Source organism: Zhongshania aliphaticivorans, from assembly GCF_902705855.1.
GTDB classification, from domain to species: Bacteria; Pseudomonadota; Gammaproteobacteria; order Pseudomonadales; family Spongiibacteraceae; genus Spongiibacter; species Spongiibacter aliphaticivorans_B.
This window is the reverse complement of sequence record NZ_CACSIJ010000011.1, coordinates 339,794-353,931: the sequence shown is the minus strand read 5'-3', so window position 1 is coordinate 353,931 and position 14,138 is coordinate 339,794. Positions and strand designations below refer to the sequence as shown.

Annotated in this window: 15 protein-coding genes; 7 read left to right on the top strand and 8 right to left on the bottom strand. The window is 44.8% G+C overall.

Going from position 1 to position 14,138, the window contains the following annotated elements:
• The first annotated feature begins 5 nt into the window (after positions 1-5).
• From rsxB to GVJ32_RS06095, 5 genes are read left to right on the top strand one after another with little or no spacing between them, the layout of a single operon-like run.
• A complete protein-coding gene (gene rsxB / locus GVJ32_RS06115; protein WP_159239153.1) occupies positions 6-614 on the top strand; it encodes an electron transport complex subunit RsxB in 609 nt (202 codons plus the stop codon).
• Positions 611-2,977, top strand: coding sequence for an electron transport complex subunit RsxC (gene rsxC, locus GVJ32_RS06110; RefSeq protein WP_159239152.1), 2,367 nt, complete (start codon positions 611-613; stop codon positions 2,975-2,977). Before rsxB ends, rsxC begins: the two co-directional genes overlap by 4 nt.
• Before the next feature lie 27 nt (positions 2,978-3,004).
• Positions 3,005-4,054, top strand: a complete 1,050-nt coding sequence (rsxD, locus tag GVJ32_RS06105; RefSeq protein WP_159239151.1) for an electron transport complex subunit RsxD — start codon at positions 3,005-3,007, stop codon at positions 4,052-4,054.
• A 2-nt stretch (positions 4,055-4,056) separates the two neighbouring features.
• Positions 4,057-4,725, top strand: coding sequence for an electron transport complex subunit RsxG (gene rsxG / locus GVJ32_RS06100; protein ID WP_200841364.1), 669 nt, complete (start codon positions 4,057-4,059; stop codon positions 4,723-4,725).
• Positions 4,722-5,435 carry an electron transport complex subunit E gene (locus tag GVJ32_RS06095; RefSeq protein WP_159239149.1) on the top strand — a complete coding sequence of 238 codons (714 nt, stop codon included), beginning with the start codon at positions 4,722-4,724 and terminating at the stop codon, positions 5,433-5,435. Before rsxG ends, GVJ32_RS06095 begins: the two co-directional genes overlap by 4 nt.
• Before the next feature lie 110 nt (positions 5,436-5,545).
• Here the strand turns inward: GVJ32_RS06095 and GVJ32_RS06090 are convergent, their stop codons facing one another.
• Together GVJ32_RS06090 and GVJ32_RS06085 are read right to left on the bottom strand one after the other, a co-directional pair.
• Positions 5,546-5,845 carry a type II toxin-antitoxin system RelE/ParE family toxin gene (locus tag GVJ32_RS06090; protein ID WP_159239148.1) on the bottom strand — a complete coding sequence of 100 codons (300 nt, stop codon included), beginning with the start codon at positions 5,843-5,845 and terminating at the stop codon, positions 5,546-5,548.
• A complete protein-coding gene (locus GVJ32_RS06085; RefSeq protein ID WP_159239147.1) occupies positions 5,835-6,089 on the bottom strand; it encodes a type II toxin-antitoxin system ParD family antitoxin in 255 nt (84 codons plus the stop codon). The genes GVJ32_RS06090 and GVJ32_RS06085 overlap by 11 nt, the downstream gene beginning before the upstream one ends.
• Before the next feature lie 334 nt (positions 6,090-6,423).
• Here GVJ32_RS06085 and GVJ32_RS06080 point away from each other — a divergent pair, with 334 nt between their 5' ends.
• Positions 6,424-7,728: a nucleotide sugar dehydrogenase gene (locus GVJ32_RS06080; RefSeq protein WP_159239146.1), complete on the top strand. Its 1,305-nt coding sequence runs from the start codon at positions 6,424-6,426 to the stop codon at positions 7,726-7,728.
• Between the two features lie 51 nt (positions 7,729-7,779).
• Positions 7,780-8,862, top strand: coding sequence for a UDP-N-acetyl glucosamine 2-epimerase (locus GVJ32_RS06075; protein WP_159239145.1), 1,083 nt, complete (start codon positions 7,780-7,782; stop codon positions 8,860-8,862).
• 106 nt (positions 8,863-8,968) lie between these two features.
• On the opposite strand, the gene GVJ32_RS06070 is transcribed toward GVJ32_RS06075, so the two are convergent.
• From GVJ32_RS06070 to GVJ32_RS06045, 6 genes are all read right to left on the bottom strand, one after another.
• Entirely contained in the window at positions 8,969-9,358 is a 390-nt protein-coding gene (locus GVJ32_RS06070; RefSeq protein WP_159239144.1) for an adenylyltransferase/cytidyltransferase family protein, read from the bottom strand.
• Positions 9,359-9,440: 82 nt separating this feature from the next.
• On the bottom strand, positions 9,441-9,989 hold the full coding sequence (locus GVJ32_RS06065; protein ID WP_159239143.1) for a hypothetical protein: 549 nt from the start codon (positions 9,987-9,989) through the stop codon (positions 9,441-9,443).
• Positions 9,980-10,459 (bottom strand): glycosyltransferase family 2 protein, encoded by a 480-nt coding sequence (locus GVJ32_RS06060; RefSeq protein ID WP_159239142.1) that lies wholly within the window; start codon positions 10,457-10,459, stop codon positions 9,980-9,982. The genes GVJ32_RS06065 and GVJ32_RS06060 overlap by 10 nt, the downstream gene beginning before the upstream one ends.
• A 46-nt stretch (positions 10,460-10,505) precedes the next feature.
• Positions 10,506-11,729: a CDP-glycerol glycerophosphotransferase family protein gene (locus GVJ32_RS06055; RefSeq protein ID WP_159239141.1), complete on the bottom strand. Its 1,224-nt coding sequence runs from the start codon at positions 11,727-11,729 to the stop codon at positions 10,506-10,508.
• 25 nt (positions 11,730-11,754) lie between these two features.
• Positions 11,755-13,035, bottom strand: a complete 1,281-nt coding sequence (locus GVJ32_RS06050) for an ATP-grasp domain-containing protein (RefSeq protein WP_159239140.1) — start codon at positions 13,033-13,035, stop codon at positions 11,755-11,757.
• Positions 13,022-14,113, bottom strand: coding sequence for a DegT/DnrJ/EryC1/StrS family aminotransferase (locus GVJ32_RS06045; protein WP_159239139.1), 1,092 nt, complete (start codon positions 14,111-14,113; stop codon positions 13,022-13,024). The genes GVJ32_RS06050 and GVJ32_RS06045 overlap by 14 nt, the downstream gene beginning before the upstream one ends.
• Positions 14,114-14,138: the final 25 nt, after the last annotated feature.

Sequence of the window (14,138 nt, the reverse complement as noted above, 5' to 3'; positions counted from 1 at the left end):
GAAACATGATTGAACTGATTGCCCAAAACCCATTTCTAGCTTCTTTATTAGCACTGGTTGGCCTTGGCCTCGTGTTCGGCGCATTGCTGGGCTTTGCCGCGGTAAAATTTAAAACCGAAGGCGACCCCATCGCCGATCAAATCGAATCGCTGCTACCGCAAACCCAATGCGGCCAGTGCGGTTATCCCGGTTGCCGCCCCTACGCGCAAGCTATTGCCGACGGCGACGACATCAACAAATGCCCGCCCGGTGGCGAAGCAACAATTTCAGCCTTGGCAGATTTGCTCGGTGTAGAGGCCAAACCCCTAGACGCCGCAGAAGAGGCCGTGCCCTCGGTTGCCTTTATCCGTGAAGCAGAATGCATCGGCTGCACCAAATGCATTCAGGCCTGCCCAGTAGACGCCATTCTCGGTTCAGCCAAGCACATGCACACTGTCATCGCCAGCGAATGCACCGGCTGCGACCTCTGCGTAGAGCCTTGCCCCGTAGACTGTATCGACATGCTCCCCATAGAAACCAGCCTGCAAACATGGCATTGGGATAAACCCAAACCGCCAGAAGATCTCATTGCCTCAGATCGCGGTACTCCACAACAAAGTGGAGCTAACGCATGAGAAAAATATGGGACATTCACGGCGGCATTCACCCCGCTGAAAACAAACACCAGTCCTTACTCAACCCCATAGAAAACGCGGGTATTCCAGCACAGCTTATTCTGCCCTTGGCGCAGCATATTGGCGCGCCAGCCAGCCCCATCGTCAATGTCGGCGACCGCGTGCTTAAAGGCCAGATGATTGCAGAAGCCAAAGGCTTTGTCAGCGCGCCGGTTCATGCGCCCACCTCTGGCACTATTGCCGCCATAGAATCACGCGTTATTCCGCATCCATCAGGCATGACTGCAAGTTGCATTGTTATCGACACTGACGGCAAAGACGAGTGGATCACCCATCAAGGCGTAAAGGATTATACCCAGCTCAGCAAACTCGAATTAGTTGACCGCATTCGCCAAGCTGGTATCGCCGGTATGGGCGGCGCGGGATTTCCGGCCGCAGTTAAACTCAGCACCCGCGACGACAAGCCAATAGAAACACTGATTTTAAATGGCACCGAATGCGAACCCTATATCACCGCTGACGACATTCTTATGCGTGAGCGCGCAGCGGAAATCATCGCCGGTGCAGAAATACTTCGCCATATCATTAAGCCGAATAAAGAAACCTTAATCGGTGTTGAAGACAATAAGCCCGAAGGCATTGCCGCGCTTAAAAAAGCGGCAGAAGGCACCGGCATCGAGATCGTAGTTTTCCCGACCAAATATCCTTCCGGTGGTGAAAAACAACTTATTCAAATTTTAACCGGCAAAGAAGTTCCCGCCGGCGGCCTTCCCTCGGACGTAGGAATAGTGTGTCAAAACATCGGCACTGCAACGGCCATTTACCGCGCCATCCAATTTGGCGAACCGCTCATTTCCCGCATCACCACCATCACCGGTGAAGCCTGCGAGCGACCACAAAATTACGAAGTCTTGCTCGGCACCCCCGTTCAGTATTTATTGAACAAAAGCGGCTTCAACAAAGAAAACTGCATTCGCTTAATTATGGGCGGCCCCATGATGGGCTACACCCTGCAAGACACCGCCGTACCCATCGTAAAAACCAGTAACTGCGTATTGGCACCGACCGTGGCTGAATTACCGCCACCGCCGCCGGCCCAAGCCTGCATTCGCTGCGGCATGTGCGCAGAAGCCTGCCCCGTGTCCTTGCTACCCCAGCAAATGTATTGGTTCGCTCGCGCCCAAGAACATGAAAAGTTAGAAAATCATCAGCTATTCGACTGTATCGAATGCGGTGCCTGCTCCTTTGTCTGCCCCAGCAATATTCCGCTGGTGCAGTATTACCGCGCATCCAAGGCCGAGATTCGCCAAGCCCAGCAAGACAAAATCAAATCCGAACGCTCCAAAGAACGCTTTGAAGCCCGCACCGCCAGACTAGAACAGGAAGAAGCTGAGAAAGAAGCCAAACGTGCAGCGCGTATGGAAGCCGCCAAGGCCAAAGCAGCGGCCGCCGCAAACGCAGCAGAAACCAGCAAAACCGATATCATTCAGGCCGCAATAGAACGCAGCAAAGCCAAGCAAGCAGAATCTGCTGATCCTGCCCAAGCGGCTATCGCCCGTGCGCAAGCCAAACGTGACGGTGGCGCAGAAGAAGAAAGCCCGCAGGAAAAAACCGAACGCCTGCAAAAATTATTAGCCGGCGCAGAAAAACGTCTAGTGGCAGCAAAAGAAAAACTCGCCCTCGCCCAAGAACAACAAAGCGACAACGCCGACGCCTTTGCAACGGCAGTGAGCAAAACCGAAGAAAAGCTCGCGTCAATTAAACAAGAATTGGCAGCGCATGAGGCGACATTAGCTCCAGCAAAAACACCAGCACCAAGCACAGACAGTACCGACCCTGCCCAAGCCGCCATTGCCCGCGCACTGGCAAAACGCGCAGGTGCAGGCGCCGATGAAAGTACCGAAGACAAAACCACACGCTTACAAAACGCGATCGCAACAACTGAAAAACGACTCGTAGCAGCCCAGCAAAAATTGACTTTGGCGCAGGAACAAAACGACGCCAATGTCGGCGCCTTTGCGACTGGTGTTGAAAAAACACAGGCGAAACTCGATGCCGCCAAAAAAGAACTTGCGGATCACCAAGCCACACTTGGCGCGAATGACACCGCCGAGCAAGTGGCGAGTGACGACCCAGTTCAAGCCGCCATCGAACGCGCCAAAGCCGCACGTGAAGCGCAGGCGAATATGAGCGAGGCCGACAAGATCAAACAGAACATCGAGTCGCTAGAAAATCGCATCGCCAAAAGCAAAGAGAAACTCGAGGCCGCCCGCGCAGCTGGCGACGACAAAGCAGACATACTGGCCGATTCACTAGCAAAACTAGAAGAAAAATTGGCCGCCGCTCAGCAGCAATTGAGCTAAACCTGAATAACGAGCACGAATGAGACTATGGGATTTTTAAAAGTCAGTTCACCACACGCCCACGGGCCAATGAGCACCGCGCGAGTCATGCGCTTAGTGCTATTGGCGACCATTCCCGGCCTATTCTCACTCACGTGGTTTTTCGGATTTGGCACACTCGTCAACGTTCTTTGGGCGAGCATTACCGCACTGGCCTTTGAAGCCCTAGCCTTAAAACTACGCAAGCGCCCCATCGCTTTTTACCTCAACGACTATAGCGCCCTTGTCACCGCATTTTTATTAGGTATTGCGCTACCGCCAGGCTCACCGTTCTGGCTGATCATGATCGGCACCGGCTTCGCCATTCTTATATGCAAGCAACTCTACGGCGGCATGGGCTACAACCCCTTCAACCCCGCCATGGCAGCGTACGTCATGTTGCTCATTTCCTTCCCCGTGCAAATGACCACATGGTTTGCGCCACAGGGCAGCTTTGCCGGTGACTTACTCGGGCCGATAGACGCCCTGCGCTATTGCTTTGGATTCGGCCGCGACACCGTCGACGCCATAACAATGGCCACACCGCTAGACGTGCTTAAACAAAACAACTCCCTACTCATAGAAGATATGTGGCAGGAGTCTGCCCAGTTCGGTCAATTTTCAGGCATCGGCTGGGAATGGGCCAATATCGGCTTTTTACTAGGCGGCATTTACCTTCTATATAGACGCGTATTCACTTGGCATGCGCCCCTTAGCATGTTGGCGTCACTAACACTGTTGTCAGCGCTATTTTACGATGGCGGAAGCTCCGCATCAGGTGGCTCGCCACTGTTTCACTTGCTCAGCGGCGGCACCATGCTGGGCGCATTTTTTATCGTCACCGACCCTGTGACCTCCGCCGTATCAAATCGCGGCCGCCTCATTTACGGCGCCCTCATCGGGGTGTTGATATACATTATTAGAGTATGGGGTAACTACCCCGACGCCGTGGCGTTCTCAGTTTTATTAATGAATTTTGCCGCGCCGTTTATCGACCACTACACTCAACCCAGAACCTACGGTCATAAATTAAAGGATCAGCAAGGAGGAAAGTCATGAACATCCTCGGCCAATCCATTACAAAAAACGGCTTATTACTGGGTCTTTTCGCCATCGTCACTACCGGCGTTATTGCCGGCACCTACTTATCTACTCGCGGTTTAATCCAAGACAATATCCGCCACGCAGAAGAGGGTGCGCTACTAGAACTCTTCCCAAAATCTAGCCACGACAACTCCATGCTAGACGATGCCCTTAGCGCCACCGACAGCGAATTATTAGGGCTGCGCGAAGCCAAGAAGCTCTACCGCGCTACCATGAACGGCGAATTCGTCGGCGCCATTTTGCCCGCTACCGCACGAGATGGTTACACTGGCGATATCGATATGATTGTCGGCATTAAAGAAGACGGCACCATCTCCGGCGTACGCGTACTGTCACACCGTGAAACACCGGGCCTAGGCGACCAAGTAGATTACAAAAAAAGTCACTGGGTAGACGGCTTTTTGGATAAAAGCCTAAGCAATCCAGAAGAAGCAAAGTGGGCAGTGAAAAAAGACAAAGGCGTCTTCGACCAATTCACCGGCGCGACCATTACCCCACGCGCGGTGACCAAAGCCGTACATAAAGCCTTACTGTATTACGCGGCAAACAAAGCAGAGATCATCGACGCCACCGCAAAAAATATGGGCGAACAACAAATAAGCACCGACGTAGGAATGCAACGATGAGTGATATCAGCTACCGCGAGATTTCCCTAAACGGCTTATGGAAGAACAACCCCGCCATCGTTCAATTACTTGGCCTCTGCCCCCTGCTCGCCGTGACCGGCTCGGTCATCAACGCCCTCGGCATGGGCATAGCCACCATGTTAGTACTCACCGTATCTAACACCGCCGTTTCGATGATCCGCAGCTTCGCCTCAGATGCGATTCGCCTGCCAGCCTTCGTCATGATCATCGCCGCAGCAGTAACCTGCATAGAACTACTCATGCAGGCCTTCGCCTACGAACTATTCCAAATACTCGGCATCTTCCTGCCGCTCATCACCACCAACTGCGTCATCCTCGGCCGCGCCGACGCCTTTGCCTGCAAAAACAAAGTCCTACCCGCCATGTACGACGGCTTTATTATGGGTGTCGGCTTCGCCGTCATCCTAATGCTACTGGGCGCAATGAGAGAAATTATCGGCACCGGCGCCATCTTTGCGAACATGGATTTGCTATTCGGCGAAAGCGCAAAAAGCTGGAAGATTGTTTTAGTAGACGACTACACCGCCGTACTAGTCGCCATACTCCCACCCGGCGCTTTCATCTTTACCGGCATGATCATCGCCCTCAAAAACATCATCGACACCGGCATTAAAAATCGCGAAGCAGCAAAGACTGAAAAAGTTGCACCGACTAGCAGACGGGTTCGGGTGACGGGGAATATTAGCTAAGGCTGCTAGCTAAATAGTGACGCCACCGCAATAGCGCACCCACCGTCGTGGGATGAGAAATTTTACTTAGGTACAGATCAGAGTCTTTAGCGAGCCAATTATCTTGTTATTTAAAGATGAAGTTGCGGCAGCATACTCTGATGGAGAATGCGAATCACCTCGATGCCGTTATTTACAGGAGCATAAAATATCCAGTGAGTGCCAACTGGGTATCGAAAATATTTTCTCACATCTGGATCAAAACTAGCGCCCAACTTAGGACTCTCTGCAAGACTCCTAAAAACCTGTTCAATCTCGTAAACATATTGCTCAGCACGAACAAATCCAAAAATTTCAACGCTATAATCAAAAATGTCTTCAAGATCGCTATCCGCCTTTTCATGAACATAAAAAGACGGACTATTTGGCACTGTGCTTCTCTTTCATCCTGCTCACAAAACCTTGGGCGCTCCAAGCCTCAACTATAGGGCTATGCTCCCCCTCTCGTAACAATTGCCGCAACTGAGTCAACTTCAATGCAGCCTGCTGCTCCTGCAATAACCGCAAGCCAGCCCTAATAACTTCACTCTGATTAGAATAATCCCCAGTGCTTATCAAATCTTCAATAAACCCGCCCTGCTCTTCCGTCGGCCTGAAGGTAATCGTAGCTGTCATAACACACTCCACATGTAAGCATATTTCTTACAAACTATAATTAAAAAAACTCATTTGAACAAGTTTCGTAACATCATCAAATGCCAAGCACAGAGCATGAAAGAAACTCGTTGCGCTAACAGCTACAATCCGTCGACTTTGATTGAGCTTTTCTCGTCGAACTTCAGTCGCCTAACATCCGACTCGCTTCCGCTTCCGGGGGAAAAGAAACAGGATGACATCAGAGCGATAAAAACTAGCGCCTATCCGCGCAAACAGTGTAAATTAAGCCCTTGCCCACAAATCAATAAACTAAAACTACGCAAGCCAAGCAAAATGCGTTTCCGGACTTATTATGACCGCCTCCAGCCTATTATCACGCATCAGAAATAAAGAGGCAGTCATCGGCGTATTCGGGCTCGGCTATGTAGGACTACCCTTGGCACTCTGCTTTGCGGAAGCTGGTTTTCGCGTTATTGGCTTTGACAACGACCCAGCAAAACCAGATCTTCTATCCGAAGGCCAAACCTATCTCAACCATATAACGCCAAACCGTATTAAGGCCGCAATCAACAGCAAACTTTCGGTTACCACAGACTACTCCCAAGCAAACCAGCTCGACGCCATTATCATCTGCGTACCTACACCCTTAAACAAATACCGCGAACCAGACCTTAGCTACGTAAGCAATACCGTCACCCAGCTATTACCATATTTAAAAGCCCAACAAATACTCTCGTTAGAAAGCACCAGCTACCCAGGCACAACAGAAGAACTCATTCGACCATTAGTAGAATCCAAGGGCTTCAGCATCGGCGAAGATTACTACCTCGTTTACTCACCAGAGCGCGAAGACCCAGGTAATCGAAGCTACACGACTAAGACCATCCCTAAAGTCTGCGGCGGCGAAACACCGGCATGCCTAAATGCCGGCGCAAAACTATATGAAGCTATTATCGATACTGTTGTGCAAGTCAGCTCAACAAAAACCGCTGAAATGACCAAGTTACTCGAAAACATCTATCGCGCGGTAAACATCGGTCTGGTTAACGAAATGAAAATCGTCGCCGACAAAATGGGCATAAATATTCACGAAGTCATAGAAGCGGCCGCCACCAAACCCTTCGGTTTTACTAAATTTTCTCCCGGTCCCGGCCTGGGTGGTCACTGCATACCGATCGACCCTTTCTACTTAACATGGAAGGCGCGAGAATACGGCATCCATACCCGCTTCATAGAACTAGCCGGTGAAGTCAACCGCGCGATGCCTGAGTGGGTAGTTCAAAAAACAGCAGACGCACTGAATGAACACGGCAAAGCAGTTAAAGGCAGTAAAATATTAATTCTTGGCCTAGCCTACAAAAAAAATGTAAGCGACTCACGGGAAGCACCAGCGGTTGAAATTATTGCAAAGCTAAAAGCAAAAGGGGCTAATGTCGATTACAGCGACCCATATGTGCCAACTTTTCCCAAAAAGCGTGATTACCACTTCGACATGAATTCAGTAGGCCTGAGCATTAATACACTGCAATCCTATGATTGCGTGATACTGGTTACCGATCACGATGATTTTGATTACGCTGAAATACAAAATCACGCTCAACTCATTATCGATACCCGCCACCGATTTAACCAAGCAAGCAATGTCGTTCATGCATAAGCCGAAAAGGCATTTTCAACCTTCAGAAACATTCATAGCCCAGGAAATTCAGTGATACATATAGTCTTAGGCACAAAGGCTCAGCTCATAAAAATGGCACCTATAATGGTTGAGCTCAACAGACAAAATATTCCGTATCGCTTTATATCTACAGGGCAACACCGCGATACAATGGAAGAGCTACTAAGTAATTTCGGCCTAAAAAATCCCGACCACGTGCTTTACAGCGGTGACGACATTACATCCATACCCAAAATGGCAATATGGGCCTTAAAAATTATTTTTAAAGTCGTAACAAAAAAAAGAGATATATTTGATACAAGAAAACCAGGAATCGTACTAGTTCACGGAGATACTTTCTCCACGCTACTGGGTGCAATTATGGGGAAAATAGCAAGATTAAAAGTAGGGCACGTTGAATCAGGGCTAAGATCCTTCAACTGGTTCCATCCGTTCCCTGAAGAAATCACTAGAGTAGCAGTATTCAAACTTAGCGACTATTACTTCTGCCCAGGAGAGACGCCAGTAAAAAATCTAACCCATAATCGCGGCAAAAAAATCAACACAGGTTGCAATACGCTATTCGACTCTTTAAGACTAGCCGAAAAAAATATAAACATCAGCGATGTAAACGTACCCGAAATAGAATATGCAGTAATATCAATTCATAGATTTGAAAACATACACTCCAAAAACTCACTAATAAAAATTATAGAATGCATAGAACTCATATCCGAACATATACCAAAAATATTATTCATACTTCATAAGCCAACCGAAAAAAATCTTAAAAAATTCGGACTTTATGAAAAAATTATAGCAATAAAAAATATCGAACTACGGCAACGCTACGACTATTTCAAGTTTATAAAGCTATTAAAACATAGTGAATTTGTAGTCAGTGACGGCGGTAGCAATCAAGAAGAATGCGCCTATCTAGGAAAGCCAACGCTACTTTTACGAAAAGCAACTGAACGAGAAGAAGGTATTGGGAAAAACTGTGTCATTTGCGAATACAAATACAGCAAAATAAGGAACTTCTGCAAAACCTACAAAGCTATAACCACCACACCAACACACACATCACTTCAACCAAGCAAATTGATTGTATCAAATATCACCGATTTTCGATGACCCACCAGCACAAATCATTAAATTAAAAACCGCATATCCTGCTGCTTCAGAAATATCAAACAAGCTTTAAAGAGCGCATCCAAAAATTTGTTTATTTAGCAGAGCATTATAATCTTATTTTCTCTATAACCTCCGTTGTCGATATCGCAGGAGTCCTTTCCAAATATACAACCTTACAAACACCGCAAAGATGATCAAATTTACCGCCCCAATCACTACCCATTAACAGTATTTCTGCTTTATATTTTTTTATATACATCAGCTTAGCATCTAAACTTTCCTCTGAAAAAACCTCATCAACACACTTAAGCGATGAAACAATTTCAAGCCTCTCACTTTGAGTATAAACGGGAAGTCTACCTTTCTTTTCAAAATTAAGCTCATCTGTAGAGACACCGACGACGAGCCTACCACCTAGCCGCCTAGCGCGCTTGAGAATTCGCAAATGACCAACATGAAAAACATCAAACGTACCAAATGTAATGACTACACCCAAGCCAACCTCCAATCCCGGAATCGCCTACAAGCTCATCCACAAAAGAACAATCAATAAAATAACTAATGACTTGGCGAAAAACTTATCCCACCACAATCCGACGATAAAAAGCCCTTGCAAACTTCACAAAGCCATAAATAATCTTTAGAAACCAAGGTGTTCTATGAAGAAAAGTAACGACAACATAATTAAGCGTAATATTAGATTTTACCCTGCGTGCCACACTATAATACTCGCTAAATTTTTCTCGCTCTCCATGAATCAAATAATCAAATGCCAGCAATAAATACAGATCAAAAATCTTTCTATCAAAGTGAACAATATAATCTGGCAAATAATCACGCATAAGCACAAGAGCATCAATAGTTCGAATTCTAAACAGTTGCTTATTATGAAAACTTTTAACAGACTCGCTCCAAGACCCAACTGTATTAATCCTATAGGCGCACATCACCCTATTTATAAACAACCCACCACCACCTTCGGCAGCACCTAGAATCTGCAAATAGTAATCACCCGCCGGAGCGTCATCTAAAAAACTCGGGATATTCGTTACCACGGAGCGATCTAACATCAAAGATGGAGTAGGACAAAAATACCCCCCCCCTAATATGAAGTTTTTTACTGCCACCAACTCATTCCGATTAGAGTACCGAGATAGCGTCCTACCATTCGGTTCTCCAATAGCAGGAGAAAACTAAGCCGGCAATTCGGATACATTTTCATCGCATCAGTTTGAATTTGGAGCTTCATCTTATCAACCCAATAGTCATCGCCCTCAAGCATCGCAATATACTTCCCCCTACAAGATTGGAAAGTGATATTTTGATTAGCTATCATCCCCAAATTAGTAGGGTGAAGTAAAAGCCTTATTTTTTCGGGATATAACATTCTATACTCAAGCAAAATATTCCGAGTATTGTCGACTGAAAAATCATCTCCTATGACTATCTCAAAATCAAAATTTGTCTGCTGTTCCAAAACTGATTCTATTGCCCGCCTTATATAACACTCATGATTATAAGTAATCATCCAAACTGAAACAAAGACATCAGCAACCACTGCAACATTAGCGCTTAGCACTGATTTAGCACCACACATACGCCAACAACCTTTACCGCAGATCGATAATAAAAGCTCATTAAAATCACTGATACGCTAACTTTTGAATTTCAAGAACAACCCTTTTGCTGTTGCACGAGTCAACAAAGTCGAACAACCCCAACTCGGCCGCTAACATAACATCTGCAGAGGAAGCCGCAATACTTTCTGATATTGCCCAGCCCAAAACACCATCAAAATCCTTAAAAATTCTCTCTTTGAAAATATCCTTATATTCATAAAAGAATCCACGCTGCACAAACTTATAACTTTCCAAATCGTATGAGAACGCAGCAAAAGGCACACCATTATAAATAGCATCCACCACAACACTTGAATAATCAGTAACCAGCAACCCAACACGCCGCATCAACAAACGCACGTCATCTATAACATCGGCTGATAGATCTAACACATGCGCACTCTCAAACAACCTTTGAAAACACTCAGGTTTACGATAAATATGGTGCCGCACACCAAAAACGAAATTATAGGACCGACAAAATTCTTCTATTTTTCTAACATCATCAATCGAAAAATCATAATAGCCACCACCAACTTCCGTTTCACGATATGTAGGAGCATAAAGCATCAACTTTCGACCGGTTAAAGCTTTATCGAGAGACAATAATTGGGTTCTAAAAGTATCAGGGAGAGCAGACTCCTCACAGTGCATAAAATCATTTCGAGGAATTCCAGTAACCCAAAAATTATCATCCGGCGTATACATGAATGCAGACTGCATATTTTTTTTATCTTTATATGAAGATGTGATAATTCGATAATTTGGCATCTCCCTTATACCGCGCTTTGTATGTATACCGGTATTCTCATGTGCAAGAGATTTGACCGGAACACCATGCCACAAATTAATTATGTAACGCCCAGCACCTGAATATAGCTGAAATTTAGCACACGAGAAATCTAGCCACACAGAATGCTGAACCAACCAAACCCTTGCCCTCAGCATGTACAAAGCGGCAGCATATGAATTCATAGGCAAGATTAAAACATTGGACCCACTAAGATTTACGGCTTTATTTCGAGTTAATATTATTTTTTTAATTTCTGGGTCATGACGAACCTCCATAAAAACAGCCAACATATTATCAGAAAAACTACCCTCCCCAATAAAATACACCGGAAAAACCCAGTAGCGTCCATTTTTTGGAATTAAAGCATCAACCACCGAAAAAAGTAGCCTCCTTAGCAACCATCTAGCCTTGCTAACGCTATCTTTACTGAATGCTAACGAGACTCCAAATACCATATCTCACTTCCAGTCATGTGTTTCATTAAAACAACAATAGCTCAACCGCATCCAACCCTAAGGCAACATGACCATTACTTATTGCCTTTTGTCGCTCAGAAAAAGAATCATCGATTAGCACCCCTCCTTCACGCATAAAGCTAGCCTTTTCTTGATTTTTATCAAGATGAATAATTTCGTTAAATACATACAATATTCCAAACTTATGTAAAAAATCGGCTAGCCTTCTATTATTATTTTTTGTGATTAAAGTCACTTTCTTATTACAATTTTTGGCATGAAATATAACACGCATGAGATTAGTATTAATAAGATCACCCGAAAGCATAAGTACATCATCAAAATCTATATATAGGTGATCAAAGGAAATATTATGCTTAAAATGAAAATCATTCTTCCTCGAAACCAAAATAGAAATATCGTTCCATACCACATCTACAGGTAGCCCCATTTTATGATATATTCCTATTTCGACAAAATTAACACCCCTAATCCTATTAAGAATCATCGTCCCCGAAACACGGGACGCAATCTCAAGTAATTTCAATCGGCCATCCACCGCCTCCTTAAGCTGAAAGAACCAAAGACCATCCATCCCCAACTTTGAACTTATTTTCTCCGCAATACACTGAATCTCCGAGGTTAAATTTCCATCTTCAACAAACCTGGACTTAACAGCAATTCCATTCCGTATTTTCTCTCGTGTCCTAGCACCAAAATACAGCACCTCTCCATTCCGCGAAAAACAATCAATTGTGTACTCAATACCCGAAAGATACTCCATCACTAGAAATTGGCTAACATCATGTCGCTCAAAAAAATAACGGTAATCATCAATACTATCCAGCCTCAATGCATTTAATGAACCTTGACCTACGATTGGCTTTACGAAAACTGGAAAATCTCCTGATGACACGTTTACAAGAACTTCCGGCACCAGAACAACCTCACGAAGCTCTTCATAAGTTCGATTTTTAAAACGCACAATTTGGTTAATTCTTTCACATTGCCCAACCACCACCGCGTCAAGCTCATTTTCAAGAATAGATAACTTGTAGGCAACATCATCATGCGCAGGAATTATATATTCAATCTCTCTCAATCGAATCAAATCCTGCATATCGGAAAAAAAATCAGCATGATCAATAAAAGGTAGAAAATTTATATACTCATCACACTCATCATCAAGCGTTCTATCACTAGATGCATAAATCAAATTAAAATATTTACTATGTAACAATGACCTAACCACTTCATTTGCTATTTCCGTACCAAACGGAAATAGCAAAATATTAATTTTTCTCATTTTTCACCAAACATTTTTTTACCTGATTAACAATACGTATTTGATCTTCTTTTGCAAGACCAGGATAAATTGGCAAGGCCATTACTCTGCTTGAAATATCTCTTGAGACAGACATAAATTGCCCCCCACTTATATATGGCAACGTATCCAACGAAGGTGCAAAATATCGCCTAGGGAATATATCCTCTCGGTTAAGCCCACAAAGAACTGTTTCGCATATTTTCTTATTTTCAAATAAAACAGGGAAATACGAATTATTAGAATTACTTAAAGGGCTTTTACCTTGAAATGAGACATAATCATTTAATTCTGTAAAGTAAAAATCTGCTATTTCCTGACGCTCTTCAAGTATTAGCTCGATATCATCAAGAACACACAACCCCATGGCAGCTTCAAACTCATTCATCTTCGCGTTAATACCAAGAGACTTTACAGAATCGACACCATCAATCCCAAAATTAATTTTAAATTTCGTTTCCTCTACTAAATTATCGTGATTAAGTATAATTGCACCACCTTCTATGGTATGGAATAGCTTTGTCGCGTGAAAACTTATTACCGAAACATCACCGTACGAAAGTATACTCTTACCTCGGTATTTAACCCCGAAGCAATGTGCCGCATCATAGATTACCTTTAGACGCCTCTTACTAGCTTGACGCTGTAGCGCATCAATATCACACGCAACACCAAACACATGGGTCGCCAAAATAGCGCTTTCCTTCCCTGTATTCGTTCTTGATACATTCTCAGGGCATAAATTAAAACTACTAATATCTATATCTGCAAATATAGGATTGAGTCCATTTGATACCAGTGAGCTAGTCGTAGCCACGAAGCTAAAAGGCGTCGTAATTACATCCCCCTCTAACTCAAGTACCCGATAAGCGACTTCTAAAGCACTCGTCCCATTAGAAACTAACACTAGATTTCTCACATTAAGATAGTCCTCTAGCCGTTCTGTTAGCTCTCGAACAAGAAAACCGTCATTTGTTACCCACCCACTTTCATATATTTTATCTACATATGATTTATACTTTTTTTTGTTTGGCAAATATGTTTTAGTAACATTTATCACGACATCAACTCAGCAAGTTAAATCT